The organism is Pseudomonas sp. NFX224, from assembly GCF_048565165.1.
Classification (GTDB): Bacteria; Pseudomonadota; Gammaproteobacteria; order Pseudomonadales; family Pseudomonadaceae; genus Aquipseudomonas.
On sequence record NZ_CP183416.1, the window covers coordinates 1373362 to 1390124 of the forward strand.

17 protein-coding genes are annotated in these 16763 nt (G+C 59.6%); 8 read left to right on the plus strand and 9 right to left on the minus strand.

The window, feature by feature from the left end; translation table 11 throughout:
- Positions 1 to 88 precede the first annotated feature (88 nt).
- From ACNYC6_RS06060 to ACNYC6_RS06075, 4 genes are all read left to right on the plus strand, one after another.
- Positions 89 to 1102, plus strand: a complete 1014-nt coding sequence (locus ACNYC6_RS06060; protein WP_419711524.1) for a Bug family tripartite tricarboxylate transporter substrate binding protein — start codon at positions 89 to 91, stop codon at positions 1100 to 1102.
- Between the two features lie 52 nt (positions 1103 to 1154).
- A complete protein-coding gene (locus ACNYC6_RS06065; RefSeq protein ID WP_419711525.1) occupies positions 1155 to 1688 on the plus strand; it encodes a tripartite tricarboxylate transporter TctB family protein in 534 nt (177 codons plus the stop codon).
- Entirely contained in the window at positions 1685 to 3214 is a 1530-nt protein-coding gene (locus tag ACNYC6_RS06070) for a tripartite tricarboxylate transporter permease (RefSeq protein WP_419711526.1), read from the plus strand. Before ACNYC6_RS06065 ends, ACNYC6_RS06070 begins: the two co-directional genes overlap by 4 nt.
- 69 nt (positions 3215 to 3283) lie before the next feature.
- Positions 3284 to 4225 (plus strand): LysR family transcriptional regulator, encoded by a 942-nt coding sequence (locus ACNYC6_RS06075; protein ID WP_419711527.1) that lies wholly within the window; start codon positions 3284 to 3286, stop codon positions 4223 to 4225.
- Positions 4226 to 4263: 38 nt separating this feature from the next.
- Here the strand turns inward: ACNYC6_RS06075 and ACNYC6_RS06080 are convergent, their stop codons facing one another.
- Both ACNYC6_RS06080 and cysK read right to left on the minus strand, forming a co-directional pair.
- Positions 4264 to 5202, minus strand: coding sequence for an aspartyl/asparaginyl beta-hydroxylase domain-containing protein (locus tag ACNYC6_RS06080; RefSeq protein ID WP_419711528.1), 939 nt, complete (start codon positions 5200 to 5202; stop codon positions 4264 to 4266).
- Positions 5203 to 5432: 230 nt separating this feature from the next.
- Positions 5433 to 6407, minus strand: a complete 975-nt coding sequence (gene cysK, locus ACNYC6_RS06085; protein ID WP_419711529.1) for a cysteine synthase A — start codon at positions 6405 to 6407, stop codon at positions 5433 to 5435.
- Positions 6408 to 6536: 129 nt separating this feature from the next.
- Between cysK and ACNYC6_RS06090 the strand changes: the two genes are divergently transcribed.
- The 3 genes from ACNYC6_RS06090 to ACNYC6_RS06100 all read left to right on the plus strand — a co-directional run bounded on the left by ACNYC6_RS06090 (position 6537) and on the right by ACNYC6_RS06100 (position 9863).
- On the plus strand, positions 6537 to 7613 hold the full coding sequence (locus ACNYC6_RS06090) for a DUF748 domain-containing protein (protein WP_419711530.1): 1077 nt from the start codon (positions 6537 to 6539) through the stop codon (positions 7611 to 7613).
- A gap of 213 nt (positions 7614 to 7826) precedes the next feature.
- A complete protein-coding gene (locus tag ACNYC6_RS06095) occupies positions 7827 to 8672 on the plus strand; it encodes an AAA family ATPase (protein WP_419711531.1) in 846 nt (281 codons plus the stop codon).
- Positions 8673 to 8684: 12 nt separating this feature from the next.
- A complete protein-coding gene (locus tag ACNYC6_RS06100) occupies positions 8685 to 9863 on the plus strand; it encodes a vWA domain-containing protein (protein WP_046816791.1) in 1179 nt (392 codons plus the stop codon).
- 102 nt (positions 9864 to 9965) lie between these two features.
- Here the strand turns inward: ACNYC6_RS06100 and ACNYC6_RS06105 are convergent, their stop codons facing one another.
- The 4 genes from ACNYC6_RS06105 to ACNYC6_RS06120 all read right to left on the minus strand — a co-directional run bounded on the left by ACNYC6_RS06105 (position 9966) and on the right by ACNYC6_RS06120 (position 13702).
- Entirely contained in the window at positions 9966 to 10892 is a 927-nt protein-coding gene (locus ACNYC6_RS06105) for a biotin-dependent carboxyltransferase family protein (protein WP_419711532.1), read from the minus strand.
- A complete protein-coding gene (pxpB, locus tag ACNYC6_RS06110) occupies positions 10889 to 11593 on the minus strand; it encodes a 5-oxoprolinase subunit PxpB (RefSeq protein ID WP_419711533.1) in 705 nt (234 codons plus the stop codon). The genes ACNYC6_RS06105 and pxpB overlap by 4 nt, the downstream gene beginning before the upstream one ends.
- On the minus strand, positions 11590 to 12342 hold the full coding sequence (locus ACNYC6_RS06115) for a 5-oxoprolinase subunit PxpA (RefSeq protein WP_419711534.1): 753 nt from the start codon (positions 12340 to 12342) through the stop codon (positions 11590 to 11592). The genes pxpB and ACNYC6_RS06115 overlap by 4 nt, the downstream gene beginning before the upstream one ends.
- Positions 12343 to 12415: 73 nt before the next feature.
- Positions 12416 to 13702 carry an MFS transporter gene (locus tag ACNYC6_RS06120; RefSeq protein WP_419711535.1) on the minus strand — a complete coding sequence of 429 codons (1287 nt, stop codon included), beginning with the start codon at positions 13700 to 13702 and terminating at the stop codon, positions 12416 to 12418.
- A 147-nt stretch (positions 13703 to 13849) separates the two neighbouring features.
- Between ACNYC6_RS06120 and ACNYC6_RS06125 the strand changes: the two genes are divergently transcribed.
- Entirely contained in the window at positions 13850 to 14764 is a 915-nt protein-coding gene (locus ACNYC6_RS06125; protein ID WP_419711536.1) for a LysR family transcriptional regulator, read from the plus strand.
- A 49-nt stretch (positions 14765 to 14813) separates the two neighbouring features.
- Here ACNYC6_RS06125 and ACNYC6_RS06130 read toward each other — a convergent pair whose 3' ends face one another.
- From ACNYC6_RS06130 to ACNYC6_RS06140, 3 genes are read right to left on the minus strand one after another with little or no spacing between them, the layout of a single operon-like run.
- Positions 14814 to 15356: a DUF2937 family protein gene (locus ACNYC6_RS06130; protein ID WP_419711537.1), complete on the minus strand. Its 543-nt coding sequence runs from the start codon at positions 15354 to 15356 to the stop codon at positions 14814 to 14816.
- 13 nt (positions 15357 to 15369) lie between these two features.
- The gene (locus ACNYC6_RS06135; protein ID WP_419711538.1) at positions 15370 to 16146 is read right to left on the minus strand and encodes a class II glutamine amidotransferase; all 777 of its coding nucleotides are present in this window, start codon (positions 16144 to 16146) and stop codon (positions 15370 to 15372) included.
- A 33-nt stretch (positions 16147 to 16179) separates the two neighbouring features.
- On the minus strand, positions 16180 to 16677 hold the full coding sequence (locus tag ACNYC6_RS06140; protein ID WP_419711539.1) for an MFS transporter: 498 nt from the start codon (positions 16675 to 16677) through the stop codon (positions 16180 to 16182).
- Positions 16678 to 16763: the final 86 nt, after the last annotated feature.

Here is a 16763-nt window from a genome sequence, read left to right on the forward strand (position 1 = left end):
CCACGTTCTCACACTCAGGCCAGGCTTGCGGCTTCACAGCGCAGACAAGTCACTCATAACAAATACAAAAAAACGAGGCTCTTCCATCATGCGAAATGCATTCGTCCGTCGCACATCCCGTCTGTTTCTTGGCTGCACCCTGGTCGCCGCTGGCGCCCTTCCCGCTTTGGCTCACGCCTGGCAACCGGACAAGAACGTCGAAATCGTCGTGGCCGGCGGCCCCGGTGGCGGCACCGACCAACTCGGTCGGCTGATCCAGTCGATCATCACCACCCACAAGCTGCTCGACGTCAACACCATCGTCCTCAACAAGGGCGGCGGCAACGGTGCCGAAGCGTTCCTCGACATGAAAATGAACAAGGGCGATGCCGAGAAACTGGTGATTGGCACCAACAACATCTACCTGTTGCCACTGGTGTCCAAGCTTGGTTACCAATGGCAGGAACTGACGCCGATTGCCGCCGTGGCTGAAGACGACTTCATCCTCTGGAGTTACAAAGGCGCACCGTGGAAGGACGCAAAAAGCTTCTACGAAGCGGTCAAGGCTGACCCGTCGAACCTGCGCATGGGCGGCAGCCAGTCCAAGGATGTCGACCAGACCCTGACCCTGCTGCTGAACCAGACCACCAACAGCAAACTGGTGTACATCCCGTTCAAGAGCGGCAGCGAAGCCGCGACTCAACTGGCTGGCAAACACATCGCCGCCAACGTCAACAACCCCAGCGAAAGCGTCAGCCAATGGCGCGGCGACCAGGTCGAACCGCTCTGCGTCTTCAGTAAAGAGCGCATGGCCTACACGGACAAAGTCGCCGGAGACAAATCCTGGGCCGATGTTCCGACCTGTCAGGAACAAGGCCTGGGCATCGATCAATACCGCTTCCCGCGCACCGTGTTCATGCCCGGGGAAATCAGCGCCGAACAACGGGCGTTCTATGTCGAACTGATGCGCAAAGTCACCGAAACACCGGAGTTCAAGGCCTACGTCAAGCAGAACGCGCTGGTGCCGACCTTCCTCGAAGGCGAGCCGTTGACCGCCTACATCGAAAAAGACACCGCCCGCGTCACCCCGGTATTCAAAGAAGCCGGCTGGCTGAAAAACTGAAGTTGCCAGGGCCGCTCGTCCACGGGCGGCCGTCACCTGCTGGAGGTGTTTCATGTCACATTCTTCGGATTCACCGGCGCTGGTCAGCACCCGTTGGGTCGAACTCGGCCTGACGCTGTTCACCACCCTGATCGGCGCCGTGGTGATGTTCGGCAGCATCGAACAAGGCATCGGCTGGGGGGATGCCGGCCCTGAGCCGGGTTACTTCCCCTTTTACATCGGCCTGATGTTGAGCGCCGCGAGTGTAGCCAACGGCGTGCTGACCCTGGTGCGCTGGAAAGTATTGAGCGTCGCATTCGTCAGTCGCAGTGCTTTTAAACAAGTGATGTCGGTGTTCGTGCCGATTGCGCTGTTCGTCGGTTCGATGCCGTTCACTGGCATCTACATCGCTTCGGCGGCGTTCATTGCCTGGTTCATGTGGCGTGACAAAGTCCGCGCCAGGCCTTACGGCAAATGGATGATCGCCAGCGTGTCCCTCGGCGCGGTGCTGGCCAGTTACCTGATTTTCGCGTTGTGGTTCAAGGTGCCGCTGGATGCTGGCCCAATGGGCGACTGGATTGCCCTGGCCGGGAGAAATTTCAAATGAGCGAATTCGATTCCCTGCTGCAAGGCATGAACCTGATCCTGACCCCGGGCCATATCGGCCTGATGGTGATCGGCGTGCTGCTGGGCATTCTGGTCGGCGTCCTGCCTGGTCTCGGCGCCCCCAATGGCGTGGCGTTGCTGCTGCCACTGACGTTCACCATGTCGCCGGTGTCGGCGATCATTCTGCTGTCGTGCATGTATTGGGGCGCGCTGTTCGGCGGCTCGATCACCTCGATCCTGTTCAACATACCCGGTGAACCCTCATCGGTGGCGACCACCTTCGACGGCTATCCGATGGCCCGCGAAGGTCGCGCCGCCGAAGCCCTGACCGCCGCGTTCAGCTCGGCCCTGATCGGCGCCCTGTGCGGCGTCTTGTTGCTGACATTCCTGTCGACGAAGATTGCCGCGTTCGCCATGTCGTTCAGTTCGCCGGAGTTCTTCGCGGTGTACCTGTTGGCGTTCTGCACGTTCATCGGCATGAGCAAGAACCCGCCGCTGAAAACCGTGGTAGCCATGATGATCGGTTTCGCCATGGCGGCCGTCGGCATGGACACCGTTTCGGGCAACCTGCGCCTGACCTTCGACCAACCGATCCTGATGACCGGCATCAGTTTTGAAGTGGCGGTAATCGGCCTGTTCGGCATCGGTGAAATTCTTTGCACGGTTGAAGAAGGTCTAGTGTTCCGAGGCGAACACGCGCGCATTACGCCGATGGTGATTCTGCGCACTTGGGCCAAGTTACCGCGCTACTGGTGGACGATTGTGCGCAGCACGCTGGTCGGTTGCTGGATGGGCATCACCCCCGGCGGCCCGACCGCCGCATCGTTCATGAGCTACAGCCTGGCACGGCGTTTTTCGAAGAACCGCGAGAACTTCGGCAAAGGCGAAGTCGAAGGCGTGATCGCCCCCGAAACTGCCGACCACGCCGCCGGCACCAGCGCCCTGCTGCCGATGCTGACCCTGGGCATTCCAGGTTCGGCCACCGCTGCGGTGATGCTCGGCGGCTTGATGATCTGGGGCCTGCACCCTGGACCGACACTGTTCGTCGAGCAGCACGATTTTGTCTGGGGCCTGATCGCAAGCATGTATTTGGGCAACGTGGTGAGTCTGATCGTGGTGTTGGCCACCGTGCCGCTGTTCGCCTCGATCCTGCGCATTCCGTTCTCGATCATCGCGCCGATCATCATCATGGTCTGCGCCATCGGTGCGTACTCGGTACACAACTCGTTCTTCGACGTGGTGCTGATGCTGGGCTTCGGCGCGCTGGGTTATCTGTTCAAGAAACTCGGCTACCCGATTGCGCCGCTGGTGCTGGCGGCTGTTTTGGGCGACAAGGCCGAAGATGCGTTCCGTCAGTCGATGCTGTTCTCTGACGGGCAACTGGGGATTTTCTGGTCCAACCCGTTGGTGGGCAGCCTGACCACGGCGGCCCTGTTGATGCTGTTCTGGCCGTTGATTTCCAAGGCGTTAGGCGCGCTGTTGGGCCTGCGCAAATCCCCTGTCGCCAAGGCAAAATCGGTGCTGTGACACAGCAATGCTGGCAACGCCTGACATTTGTTGTCAGGCTTGCCGCAGACTTTCTTGCGAGCGCGGCCCATGACCCGAATTCCTGCTGCCAATATGATCCACAGTCGACTGCGTCTGCGCCAACTGCGGTTGATGCTGGCGCTGCAGGAATTCGGCTCGCTGCGCCGCGCTGCCGATCACATCGGCATGACCCAACCCGCCGCCACCAAGATGCTGCACGAAGCCGAGGACTTGCTCGGTGTCGAACTCTTCGAACGCCTGCCCCGTGGCATGCGCTCTACCCCGTTCGGGGAAACCGTCATCTACTACGCGCGCATGGTTTTCGCCGAACTCAGCGGCATGCGCGAAGAACTGGTCGCGCTCGAATCCGGCAACCTTGGCCGGGTCGCGGTCGGCGCTATTCCAGCGCTCGCTTCGGGGTTGTTGACCCGCACCATCGCGACGTTGAAGAAAAGCCATCCACGCTTGTCCATGAGCATTCAGGTCGATACCAGCGACGTGCTGGTACAGGCACTGTTGCAGGATCAACTGGACATCGTATTGGGGCGGATTCCGGTCGGCGCCCGCGCCGAAGAATTGCTTTTCGACAGCCTCGGCGAAGAAGCCTTGTGCGTGATAGCCAGCGCGCAAAATCCGTTGGCGCAGGAGAAGCACCTGGGCTGGGCCGAATTACAAAACATGACCTGGGTGCTGCAACAGCATCCGAGCCCGATGCGCGCGATCATCAATCAGGTGTTCCACAACGCCCGGGTCGACATCCCCAGCAGCATTGTCGAAACCACGTCGATCATGACCCTGCTCTCGTTGATTCAGCAGACCGACATGCTCGGCGTCACACCGGTATCGGTGGTTGAGGATTATCCGGGACGTGATCTGCTGGCGGTGCTGCCGATCAAGTTCGAGGCGAGGTTGCCTCCGTATGGCTTGATCACGCGGCGTCATCGCATTCAGTCATCGGCGATGCAGGCGTTCATGAACTCGGTGCGGGCCGAGCATGCGCTGAGCAAATAAAAAAGCGCTCCCAAAGTGCGGTTTTTTCATGCAGACAATCACCCAAACAACCAATACCCCAACAACACCAGCACCACCACCGCCAATACCGGCCGCAGCACGCGGTACGCCTTGGGGTTACCGCGCTTCCACTGTTTGACTGCACCGCTGATTTTGTCGCTGGAGTTCTTGCTCCAGGCATACGCCCGGTTGATTCCGCCAACACGCTCGTCATCGAGGTTCTGCGGTGCGGTGGCGCGGCCCAAAAAAGCACTGATCGAACGGTTGATGCGCGTCATCAGGCGACTGCTCAGCGGACGCTCGATGTCACAGAACAGGATGACCCGGGTCTGGTCGGTCTCGTTCTTGACCCAATGCACGTAAGTTTCATCAAACATCACATCTTCACCGTCGCGCCAGGCATACACCTGACCGTCGACAAAAATGCGGCAATCATCGGAATTGGGGGTCGACAGGCCCAAGTGATAACGCAGGGAACCGGCGAACGGGTCGCGGTGAGGGTTGAGGTGACTGCCGCCCGGCAGCAACGCGAACATCGCGCCTTTGACGTTGGGAATGCGGCTGACCAGTTCCACGGTTTTCGGGCATAGCAGCTCGGCCGATGGCAATGGTTTGTCGTACCACTTGAGGTAGAAACGCTTCCAGCCTTTCTTGAAGAACGAACCGAAACCGGCGTCGTTGTTCTTTTCGGCGGCGCGGATGTAGCCCTCGTCGAACAAGTGCATCGCTTCGTCGCGAATGGCTTCCCAGTTGTTCTTGAGCACATCCAGTTCAGGAAACCGGTTGCGGTCCAGATAGGGCTTGGAGGGCACGCTGGAGAACAGGTACATCAAGGCGTTGTAAGGTGCAAACAGCGCCGAATGGTTGACGAACTGACGCAGAACCGGCAGACGTGCCTTGCCACGTAAATGCACATAGAGGGTGCTGCCGAGAAACAGCAACAACAACGACGCCTTTACGGCAAAGGATAAAGTCATCTACGGCTCCCTGGTAACAGACACTTTGCACTACGCCATTTACCCGACGTCGCTGTTGGCATGATAAACGCTACCAACCAATGGAAAAACCCGTCCAAACCAACATTCAGTGCTAACGATTGCGCAACAACACATCAATTAACACAACGCGCCTGAACGTGGGCTGACCTGAATCAGCCCAGTTGAAGAAGGCATTTGCCCCTTCTCCACCACCGCGCGAAACCTGAGCGTTACTGCTGGTTCTCCTGCTCGGTAAACAGATCGCTGAACAGCATGCTCGACAAGTAACGCTCACCGGAATCCGGCAGGATCACCACGATGGTCTTGCCCTGCATTTCCGGTGTCTCGGCCAGACGCACCGCCACCGCCATCGCCGCACCGCAGGAGATGCCGCATAGAATCCCTTCCTCCTGCATCAAACGCAGCGCCATGGCCTTGGACTCCTCGTCGCTGACCAGTTCCACCCGGTCAACGATAGACAGGTCCAGGTTCTTCGGCACGAAACCGGCACCGATGCCCTGGATTTTGTGCGGGCTCGGCTTGATCTCTTCACCGGCCAGCGCCTGGGAAATCACCGGCGAAACGACCGGTTCCACCGCCACCGAGATGATCGGTTTGCCCTGGGTATTCTTGATATACCGCGAGACGCCGGTAATGGTTCCACCGGTTCCAACGCCTGCCACCAAAACATCCACCGCGCCGTCCGTATCGTTCCAGATTTCCGGACCCGTGGTTTTTTCGTGGATGGCCGGGTTGGCCGGGTTATCGAACTGCGCCGGCATGAAGTATTTGGACGGATCGCTGGCAACGATTTCGCCGGCTTTCTCGATCGCGCCTTTCATGCCCTTGGCCGGTTCCGTCAGCACCAGCTCCGCCCCCAGCGCCTTGAGCACCTTGCGTCGCTCGATGCTCATGGATGAAGGCATGGTCAGCATCAACTTATAGCCCCGCGCGGCCGCGACGAAGGCCAGGCCAATGCCGGTGTTGCCGGAGGTCGGCTCGACAATGGTCATGCCTGGCTTGAGTTTGCCGGTGCTTTCGGCATCCCAGATCATGTTCGCGCCGATCCGGCACTTGACCGAGTAACCGGGATTGCGCCCTTCGATCTTCGCCAGGATGGTCACACCACGCGGGGCGATGCGGTTGATCTGCACCAGCGGTGTATTGCCGATGGAATGGGCGTTGTCAGCGAAAATACGGCTCATGGCTGGGTCCTTAACGACAGCATTGAAATAGGGCATCAAGGTAAGCCTCTTGCCCTTGGGCGTCCAGTCAGGTCGAACGTCCGGTTGCCTGCGCAGTCAATGGCTTTAGATCGCCAGAGATTTGCCACTATGAAACGTCGTTACAGCTGGTCGCTGTGGACCCTCGCCGGCCTCGTTGTGCTGCTGATTACGCTGCACTTCGCCCTGCCCTACCTGGTGCGCGACTACCTCAATGACAGGCTGGCGGACATGGGCGACTACCGCGGCCAGATCACCGATGTAGACCTGGCCCTGTGGCGTGGCGCCTATAAAATCAACGGCCTGAAAATCGTCAAGGTCGACGGCAAGGTGCCTGTGCCGTTCGTCAATGCGCCGCTGATCGACCTTTCCGTCAGTTGGCATTCGCTCTGGTACGACCACGCGGTGGTGGCCGAAGTGCAGTTCATCAATCCCGAAGTGAATTTCGTCGACGGCGGCGCTAACAAACAGAACTCACAGACCGGTCAGGGCACCGACTGGCGCGCGCAACTGGGCAAACTGTTGCCCATCACCCTGAACGAAGTGCGGATAGATGACGGCAAGATCAGCTTTCGCAACTTCAATTCCAAACCGCCAGTGAACATGAATGCCACCAAGGTCGACGCAAGCATTTACAACCTGACCAACGTCGTCGACACCAAAGGCAAGCGTGACGCCCGCTTCGAAGGCAAGGCGCTGCTGCTGGGGCATGCGCCGCTGGAGACCAGCGCGACGTTCGATCCGCTGAGCAATTTCGAAGACTTCGAATTTCGCCTGCGGGCCAAGGACATCGAGCTCAAGCGCATGAACGACTTCGCCTCGGCCTACGGCAAATTCGACTTCAACGCCGGCCACGGCGACGTGGTGATCGAAGCCAAAGCCAGCAAGGGCCGACTCACCGGCTATATCAAACCGCTGCTGCGCGATGTGGATGTCTTTAACTGGCAGCAGGATGTGCAAAACGAAAAAAAGGGTTTGTTCCGCTCGGTGTGGGAAGCGCTCGTGGGGGGGACCGAAACGGTGTTGAAAAACCAGGGTAAAAACCAGTTCGCCACGCGGGTTGAACTCAGCGGTAGCGTGCATCAGCAAAATATCAGCGCGTTCGAAGCGTTTTTGCAGATTTTACGTAATGGTTTCATTCAGGCGTTCAATGCCCGGTATGAACGACCGAAGCCGGATGCTGGTTAACGTGACATGCCTCGCATGTCTATCGCCAATACGGCGATAGCTCAATGCCGGCCACGCGCCGAGACAGAGTCAAGATGTGACGCTCCATTCAGAGACTGAATAAGCCGTCTGCGTTCACAGTCGACCGGACAGCGCGTTATAGTCGGGGCTGACCATTTTATTGCGCCCCGCCCTGCCTCGTTCAGGTCGGCGTTACCGTTCGAGGATTAGCAGATGAAGTTCGAAGGCACCCAGGCCTACGTCGCCACCGATGACCTGAAGCTGGCAGTCAACGCCGCCATCACCCTGGAGCGGCCGCTGCTGGTCAAGGGCGAACCGGGCACCGGCAAGACCATGCTCGCCGAGCAACTGGCCGAATCCTTTGGCGCCAAGCTGATTACCTGGCACATCAAGTCCACCACCAAGGCCCATCAAGGCCTGTACGAGTACGACGCAGTCAGCCGTCTACGCGATTCGCAGCTGGGCACGGAAAAGGTCCACGACGTTCGCAACTACCTGAAAAAAGGCAAGCTCTGGGAAGCCTTCGAATCCGATGAGCGGGTGATCCTGCTGATCGACGAAATCGACAAGGCCGACATCGAGTTCCCCAACGACCTGCTGCAAGAACTCGACAAGATGGAGTTCTACGTCTACGAGATCGACGAGACCATCAAGGCCAAGAAACGCCCGATCATCATCATTACCTCCAACAACGAGAAAGAGCTGCCGGACGCCTTCCTGCGCCGCTGCTTCTTCCATTACATCGCCTTCCCTGATCGCACCACGATGCAGCGGATCGTCGACGTGCACTACCCGGACATCAAGAAAGACCTGGTCAGTGAAGCGCTGGACGTGTTCTTCGACGTGCGCAAGGTGCCGGGCCTGAAGAAGAAGCCTTCAACCTCCGAACTGGTGGACTGGCTGAAGCTGCTGATGGCCGACAACATCGGCGAAGCGGTACTGCGTGAACGCGATCCAACCAAGGCCATCCCGCCGCTGGCCGGTGCGCTGGTGAAAAACGAACAGGACGTGCAACTGCTGGAGCGTCTGGCGTTCATGAGCCGTCGCGGCACCCGCTAAGAGGCTGATGCCATGTTGCTCAACCTGTTCAATGAAATGCGTGCAGCCAAAGTGCCGGTTTCGGTCCGCGAACTGCTGGACCTGATCAACGCGCTGAAACAGCGCGTGACCTTCGCCGACATGGACGAGTTTTACTACCTGTCCCGGGCGATTCTAGTGAAGGACGAAAAGCATTTCGACAAGTTCGACCGAGCCTTTGGTGCCTATTTCAACGGCCTGGAAAAACTCGACGATCATCTTCAGGCGTTGATCCCCGAAGACTGGCTGCGCAAGGAGTTCGAGCGTTCGCTGACCGACGAAGAGCGGGCGGCGATCCAGTCCCTGGGCGGCCTCGACAAGCTGATCGAAGAGTTCAAGAAACGCCTGGAAGAACAGAAGGAACGCCATGCCGGTGGCAACAAATGGATCGGCACCGGTGGCACCAGCCCGTTTGGCTCCGGCGGCTTCAACCCGGAAGGCATCCGGGTCGGCGATGCCGGCAAGCGCCAGGGCAAAGCGGTCAAGGTCTGGGACCAGCGCGAATACAAGAACCTCGACGATTCGGTCGAGCTGGGCACGCGCAACATCAAGGTCGCCCTGCGCCGCTTGCGCAAGTTCGCTCGCCAGGGTGCGGCGGAAGAGCTGGACATCGACGGCACTATCGATCACACCGCCAAGGACGCCGGCCTGCTGAACATCCAGATGCGACCGGAGCGGCGCAATACCGTCAAGCTGTTGCTGTTGTTCGACATCGGCGGTTCGATGGATGCGCACGTGAAGATCTGCGAAGAGCTGTTCTCGGCCTGCAAAACCGAGTTCAAGCATCTGGAGTATTTCTACTTCCACAACTTCATTTATGAATCAGTGTGGAAGAACAACATGCGCCGCACCTCCGAGCGCACCTCGACCATGGACCTGCTGCACAAGTACGGCGCCGACTACAAAGTGATCTTCATCGGTGACGCCGCCATGGCGCCCTATGAAATCACCCAGCCGGGCGGCAGCGTCGAGCACTGGAACGAAGAAGCCGGTTACGTGTGGATGCAGCGGTTCAAGGAGAAGTACAAGAAGCTCATCTGGATTAACCCGTATCCGAAGGACACGTGGGGCTATACCTCGTCGACCAATATCGTGAGGGATTTGATCGAGGATCAGATGTATCCGCTGACCCTTCGCGGGCTGGAAGAAGGGATGCGGTTTCTTTCCAAGTGATCTTCTGTGCCCGTTCGGGACCCATCGCGAGCAGGCTCGCTCCCACATTGGTTTTGTGCACGACACAGATCAAATGTGGGAGCGAGCCTGCTCGCGATGCTTTTAGCGGTTATTGAAGCGCTGCAAATACTCGACGTGTTCGCGATGCGCCACATCCTGCACCACCGGTTTCAACCGCACCTGCGCCCCCGGCAAACATTGCGCCAACCGAGCCAGCGCCAACGGCGTCAACGCTCCCAAACGCGGATAGCCACCAATGGTCTGCCGATCATTGAGCAACACAATCGGCTGTCCATCCGGTGGCACTTGCACCGCACCCAACGGAATGCCTTCGGAAATCATCGGCTTACCCTGGTACTGCAACGCCGTGCCCAGCAGGCGAATGCCCATGCGATCGGCACGGCTGTCGAGACTCCACGCACTGTTGAACGCATCGAACAGACTCTGCCCGCTGAACTCACCGATTTGTGCACCGAGCACCAGATCCAGCGGCGCATCAAGATTCAGATTTGGCCGCTGGTCTGCGGTCAACTCCCGCAGCAACATCACTGAGTTGCCTGAGTAACTCAAACCCGCGCCTTTGCTCAACGCGCGACCCATGCCATCCAGTCCACCGAGTTCCTCACGGACCACCGTCGCGCTGCTGCCCAACACCTTCGGTGCATCGAAGCCACCCGGTGCGGCCAGATAGGCACGTGCGCCAAGCAACGGCTGGGTGAATTGCAAACGCTGACCTTTTTGCAGCCTGAAACTGCGCCACGATGCCAGCGCTTCACCGTTCACTTGAGCGCCCAGATCCGCCCCGGCCAGCGCCAGCACGCAATCTTCCTCGGCCACCACGGTGAACCCGCCCAGGGTGATTTCGATCACCGACGCATCCAGTCCGTTGCCCAACAACCAATTGGCCCACGACATCGAACGCCAATCGGCTGCACCGCCCTGGGTCACGCCCAAATGCCGCACGCCGACACGCCCGGCGTCCTGCAGCAGGCACAGCGGCGTGCTCGCCTCTATCGTCAAACGGCTCATACCAGGGACTCCAGTGGCGTGTCGTCACCGCCCAGGTTGATGAATTCGGCATGGCCGACCGCTTCGAAACGCACGGTGTCGCCCGGTTGCATCAGGCTGTAGCCATCACGGTTGCGGTCGAACAATTTGGTCGGCGTGCGGCCGATCAGGTTCCAGCCCCCCGGCGAAACCACCGGGTAAGCCGCCGTTTGCCGTTCAGCGATGCCGACACTGCCGGCAGCGACTTTCTTGCGTGGCGTGTTCAGGCGCGGCGCGGCCAGCACTTCTTCCACCAACCCCATGAAGGCGAAGCCCGGCGCAAATCCCAGGGCAAACACCTGATACTCACGCTCGCTGTGACGGCGAATCACGTCCTCGACTGCCAACCCGCTGCGCTGCGAAAGCAGGCTCAATTCCGGGCCGACGCTCAAGTCGTACCACACCGGCAACACATGACAGGTGCCGCGAGTGTGCGCGTTGGGCGATAGGTCAATCAGAGCTTGGGCAATCAACTCCCGGGCCTGAGTCGGGCTCAACGCGGTCAGATCGTAATGCACCATCAAGGTTGTGTAGGACGGCACCAGATCGATCAGGTGTTCCGCAAACGCCGCTCGCAGACTTTCGCTGGCCGCCAGCATCCATGGCATGTTGGCTTCGGCAATTTCATCGAACAAGCGCACCATCAGACAATCCAGTGCGACCACTTCCACCCGCAGTTTCATGACGCGCTCTGCCGGTTCAGGGCTTCACGGATTCGCTGCACGGCGGCGACCGAACTGGCGTTGTCGCCGTGCACGCAGAGAGTGTTGGCCTGCAAAAGCAGGTCACTGCCGTCGCTGGCGGTGAGGTTGTCGCCACGGGCGATGGTCAGCGCCTGATTGATGATTTTTTCCGGATCGTGATGCACCGCTCCCGGCAGTTGTCGCGAGACCAACATGCCTGCGCTGTCGTAAGCGCGATCGGCGAAGGCCTCGAACCACAGGGTCACGCCGTATTCATCGCCCAACTGCTGCGCGGCGCGGTTGTCTTTGGTCGCCATCAACATCAATGGCAGGTTGCGGTCATAGGCCGCCACCGCTTGCAGCACGGCGCGCAATTGCGCCGGGTTGGCCATCATGTCGTTGTACATCGCGCCGTGGGGTTTGACGTAACTGACCCGCCCACCCTGAGCCCGGCAGATGCCATCGAGGGCACCGATCTGGTAATGCAAAATGTCCTGAAGTTCCTGGCTGGTATACGCCATGGAGCGACGGCCGAATCCCACCAGGTCCTGATAGGCCGGATGAGCGCCGATCTTTACCCCATGACTGAGCGCCAGGCTGACGGTCTTGCGCATGATGCTCGGGTCGCCGGCGTGAAAACCGCAGGCGATGTTGGCGCAATCGATGAAGGGCATGACTTCCGCGTCCAGACCCATGGTCCAGTTGCCGAAACTCTCGCCGATGTCGCAGTTCAATAGCAGGCGGCTCACGATGAACACTCCTGTAGGCTTTGTTCTTTTTAGCTGCGGGACATATCTGTAAGACAGCCCCGCAGATTATCAGTTACTGGGCGTCGAGTTGTTTGCCACGGGTTTCCGGCAGGCTCAGCGCCGCCAGAATCACCACGCCGTAGGACACTGCCGCAAAGGCGCCGATACCTACGCTCAGCGGCACCGTCTGACTGAGCAAGCCGATCAGCAGCGGGAACAATGCGGCCAGCGCCCGGCCGATGTTGTAGCAGAAACCCTGGCCCGAGCCGCGAATGCGCGTCGGGAACAACTCGGTCAGGAACGCGCCCATGCCGCTGAAAATCCCCGAGGCGAAGAAGCCCAGTGGGAAGCCCAGCCACAGCATCACGCCGTTGCTAACGGGCAGCTGGGTGTAGAGCAACACGATGGTGAACGAGCCGACGGCGAACAGAATGAAGTTCTTTTTACGGCCGAGAATGTCGGTCAAATAGGCGCTGATGACATAGCCGACGTAGGATCCGACGATCACCATCGCCAGATACCCGCCAGTGCCGAGTACGCTCAAACCGCGTTCGTTCTTCAGGAAAGTCGGCAGCCAGGACGTGATCGCGTAATAACCGCCCAATGCGCCAGTGGTCAGTAACGAAGCTCGAATCGTGGTGAAGAGCATGCCGGGAGCGAAGATCTCGTAGAACTTCGACGGATTGCTTGGCGCTTGCCTGGCTTTGGCTTCGCGGTAGATTTCCGGGTCCTTGACCAGACGGCGGACGAAAATCACGAAAACCGCCGGCACAATGCCAAGGATGAACAGCGCCCGCCAGGCATCTTCCGGCGGCATGATCGAGAACAGCAGCGCATACAGAATTGCAGTCAGGCCCCAGCCCAACGCCCAGCCGGATTGCACCATGCCCACGGCCTTGCCGCGGTCCTGGGCACGAATCACTTCACCGATCAGCACCGCGCCGGCCGTCCATTCACCACCGAAACCGAAGCCCATCAGGGTGCGGGCGATCAACAGTTGCTCGTAGTTCTGCGCGAAACCGCAGAGGAAGGTGAAGAAGGCGAACCACAACACGGTCAGTTGCAGTGTGCGCACCCGGCCGATGCGGTCGGAGAGAATCCCCGCCACCCAGCCACCGATGGCCGAAGCGATCAGCGTGCTGGTATGAATCAGCCCGGCCTGCCCGGTGGTGATGCCCCACATGGCAATCAGGGTCGGCACCACGAAGCTGAGCATCTGAGTGTCCATGCCGTCCAGGCCATAGCCGATCTTGCAGCTCCAGAAGGTGCGGCGTTCCTGCTGATTGATGTTGCGATACCAGTCGAAAGGCCCCGGGCGAGCCGATGCTTTCGGGATGGCAGTGGTGTCGGGCGCACTCATGGCAAATCTCCGCGCTGATTTTATTGGTATTGTTCTGAGCCCCAACGACGCCTATCGTGGGAACCGGATGCGTCGATTTTTGGTCGCGCCACCCTGCCGCGTCCAACTAATAAAAACCCGTCCTAGCCATAAGAAAAACTTGATCCCATGAACCTGAAGTTTCTCGAGACCTTTGTCTGGGTCGCCCGACTCAAGAGTTTTCGCCTGACCGCCGACAAGCTCTTCACCACCCAGGCGTCGATTTCCAGCCGCATCGCCGTGCTCGAAAGCGAGCTCGGTGTGAAGCTTTTCCTGCGTGATTCGCGTGGAGTGAGCCTGACGCCCGAAGGCTTGAAAGTGCTCGATTACGCCGAGCAGATGATGGACACCATGCAGGCGCTCAAGCAGTCGATCGAAACCCGCTCGAGCAAAGCCGGGCGTGTGCGTATCGGCGTGATGGACACCGTAATCCACACCTGGCTTAGCCCGCTGGTGGCGCAGATGACCGATCACTATCCACTGGTGGAAATCGAGCTGGTGGCCGATACATCGCTCAACCTCTGCGATCAGCTGCAAAAAGGCTTCCTCGATGTGATCCTGCAAACCGACCTGCTACGCCAGGAAAGTGTGCGCAGCCTGGAACTGGCCAGCCACCCGATGGGCTGGATCGTCGCCAGCAATTCGCTGTACAACCGTGAATATTCAGGCCTCGCCGATCTGGCGAATGAGCGGATCATCACCTATTCGAAAAACTCCCATCCGCATCAGGAAGTGCTGGCGCTGATGCAGGCCAATGGCGTGACGGCACCGCGACTCAATTGCGTGAATTCGGTGTCGGCGATCACCCGGTTGTTGCGTGACGGCTTTGGCATCGGCGCGTTGCCGCCGGTGCTAGTGGCCGAGGAACTGGCGCGCGGGGAATTGACCTTGCTGGATATCGATCAACGGCCACCGGACTTGCAGGTGGTGGTGTCGTGGCGGGTGGGCGTTGAGTGGGTCGAGGAAATTGTCGCGTTGTGTCAGCAGGTGCTGGAGGGGTATGCGCGTCGGGTGGGTGAGCACTACATCAAACTGGCGCGTTGAGCTTTGGTAGCAGCAGGCTTCGCCAGCTGCTACAAAAATCCGTAGTGATTTACAGCCCGCGCAAATCCCGCTCTTCGATCGGCCGGCTCTGGCGCAGGCGTCTGCCGCCCAGCACCACCCAATCGATCAGACGGAACAGGCACTCGATGCCGAACGACAGCAGCAGTGCGCCGCTCATGCCCCAGATCATCGCTTCCGGGGTCAACAGGATCTGGTAGCTGTAGCCATTCCAGGTTTCCTTGCGAATATCCGGATCGGCGGCCAGCACCACTTGCAGGAAGCGGATGTACCACGGCCCTTGCATCGCCTGGAACTGCTTGTCCAATGCCACCTGACGGGTCAGCAGGTTACTCAGGCTGTCGGCATCACTGCGAAAGATCGGGTCTTCGCTGGCGCGGTAATGGGCCACCAAAGCCTGCATATCGCCCTTGAAGAACTGATTGGCGGTGTTCTGAAATCCGCTCAATCCGGTTTGCGCTTCAATCAGATGCGCTTCGATCCGCTTGGCATAATCGTTGATGAACCCCGGCACCTGGACACCGATCAACAGGCCCGCCGCAAATAACACCAGCCGTAGATAACTGAGCAACATGGGGAGCAGATCCTTATTCGGTCATGCCCTGGCTGACGCATTCACCGCGTCGCCACAGGCTCCATTGGCCCGGTTCGTAACGGGTCCAGGTTTCGTTTTCGGTCAGGGGTTCGGTGGCGATCACGGTGACCACGTCGTTGGGCGTGGTTTCGGCCTGGAAGTCGACGATCACGTCGACGTCCTTCAGACGCGCCGGGCCGAACGGGGCGCGGCGGGTAATCTGCGCCAGTTTGGTCGAGCAGTAGCAGAACAACCAGTCGCCATCGCTGAGCAGGCAGTTGAACACGCCTTTGTTGCGGTATTCGGCGCAGGCAGCGACCAGATCCGGCAGCAACTCCTCGACCTCGACCGGCTCGGGGAACGCCGCACGTACGCGGTTGAGCAAATCGCAAAATGCCGCTTCGCTGTCGGTATCGCCAACCGGGCGATAAAAACTGACCTTCGGCTGGAAGTCAGCCAATTGGCCGTTATGGGCGAAACACCAATTGCGCCCCCACAGCTCTCGGACGAACGGATGGGTATTGGACAGGCAGACCTTGCCGACGTTGGCCTGGCGGATGTGCCCGATCACCACTTCGCTCTTGATCGGATAGCGCTGCACCAGGTTCGCGACTTCCGACTCGCAGCTCGCCGCCGGGTCCTGGAACAGCCGCAGCCCACGACCTTCATAGAAGGCAATGCCCCAGCCATCGCGATGCGGACCGGTGCGGCCGCCGCGCTGCATCAGCCCGGTGAAGCTGAACACGATATCGGTCGGGACATTGGCGCTCATGCCCAATAACTCACACATGCTCGGACTCTCGCTCAATGGCAGGGGGCAAGGTTACAGACGAGGTTCGACCCGCATGCGCTGGGGATTGCTCGGCACTGGCGGACGACCGTAGCGATCATCGCCGGCACCGCCGAACGAGTGTTCCTCTTCCGGCTCCTCGGCACGGGCAGCAGCTTTCGCGGCGGCAGCCTGTTCCTTGCGGGCATTGGAGGCGCGTTCGAGGGGGAAGCGGATCGCCACGAACACCAGGTAAATGCCGAACGCGATCATGCCGTACATGAACAGATCGGAAATCGCCCGCCACGCGTTGTTGCCGACCTTGAACAACAAGTCCAGGGCGGTAATGGCGATGGCCGGGGCGACCTTTTCCTTTACCGGGTCAATGATGGTCGGGCTGAACAGCAGCACCGCCACCAGCAACCGCAGCGGCTCACGCAGCCAACGCCACATCCAGCGGGTAATGCGCATCCACACCAACAGGCAGCCCAAAGCGGCAAAGGCGTAGAGGCCCCAAGCGATCAGATAGTCGTTCTCGGTCATGGTGTCCATGGCAAGGCAGGCAAAGAGGCGCTTATGATAACGGCTTTTCGCCCGTCAGGCTGCCCCGCTGACGGCGTCGCCTATTTCGAACACTG

Coding starts and splice junctions, on each gene's coding strand:
- ACNYC6_RS06065 (WP_419711525.1), top strand. CDS start 1,155: ATGTCACATTCTTCGGATTCACCGGCGCTGGTCAGCACCCGTTGGGTC.
- ACNYC6_RS06120 (WP_419711535.1), bottom strand. CDS start 13,702: ATGAGTGCGCCCGACACCACTGCCATCCCGAAAGCATCGGCTCGCCCG.
- ACNYC6_RS06105 (WP_419711532.1), bottom strand. CDS start 10,892: ATGAGCCGTTTGACGATAGAGGCGAGCACGCCGCTGTGCCTGCTGCAG.
- ACNYC6_RS06125 (WP_419711536.1), top strand. CDS start 13,850: ATGAACCTGAAGTTTCTCGAGACCTTTGTCTGGGTCGCCCGACTCAAG.
- ACNYC6_RS06060 (WP_419711524.1), top strand. CDS start 89: ATGCGAAATGCATTCGTCCGTCGCACATCCCGTCTGTTTCTTGGCTGC.
- cysK (WP_419711529.1), bottom strand. CDS start 6,407: ATGAGCCGTATTTTCGCTGACAACGCCCATTCCATCGGCAATACACCG.
- ACNYC6_RS06100 (WP_046816791.1), top strand. CDS start 8,685: ATGTTGCTCAACCTGTTCAATGAAATGCGTGCAGCCAAAGTGCCGGTT.
- ACNYC6_RS06090 (WP_419711530.1), top strand. CDS start 6,537: ATGAAACGTCGTTACAGCTGGTCGCTGTGGACCCTCGCCGGCCTCGTT.
- ACNYC6_RS06135 (WP_419711538.1), bottom strand. CDS start 16,146: ATGTGTGAGTTATTGGGCATGAGCGCCAATGTCCCGACCGATATCGTG.
- ACNYC6_RS06080 (WP_419711528.1), bottom strand. CDS start 5,202: ATGACTTTATCCTTTGCCGTAAAGGCGTCGTTGTTGTTGCTGTTTCTC.
- ACNYC6_RS06075 (WP_419711527.1), top strand. CDS start 3,284: ATGACCCGAATTCCTGCTGCCAATATGATCCACAGTCGACTGCGTCTG.
- ACNYC6_RS06070 (WP_419711526.1), top strand. CDS start 1,685: ATGAGCGAATTCGATTCCCTGCTGCAAGGCATGAACCTGATCCTGACC.
- ACNYC6_RS06140 (WP_419711539.1), bottom strand. CDS start 16,677: ATGGACACCATGACCGAGAACGACTATCTGATCGCTTGGGGCCTCTAC.
- ACNYC6_RS06130 (WP_419711537.1), bottom strand. CDS start 15,356: ATGTTGCTCAGTTATCTACGGCTGGTGTTATTTGCGGCGGGCCTGTTG.
- pxpB (WP_419711533.1), bottom strand. CDS start 11,593: ATGAAACTGCGGGTGGAAGTGGTCGCACTGGATTGTCTGATGGTGCGC.
- ACNYC6_RS06095 (WP_419711531.1), top strand. CDS start 7,827: ATGAAGTTCGAAGGCACCCAGGCCTACGTCGCCACCGATGACCTGAAG.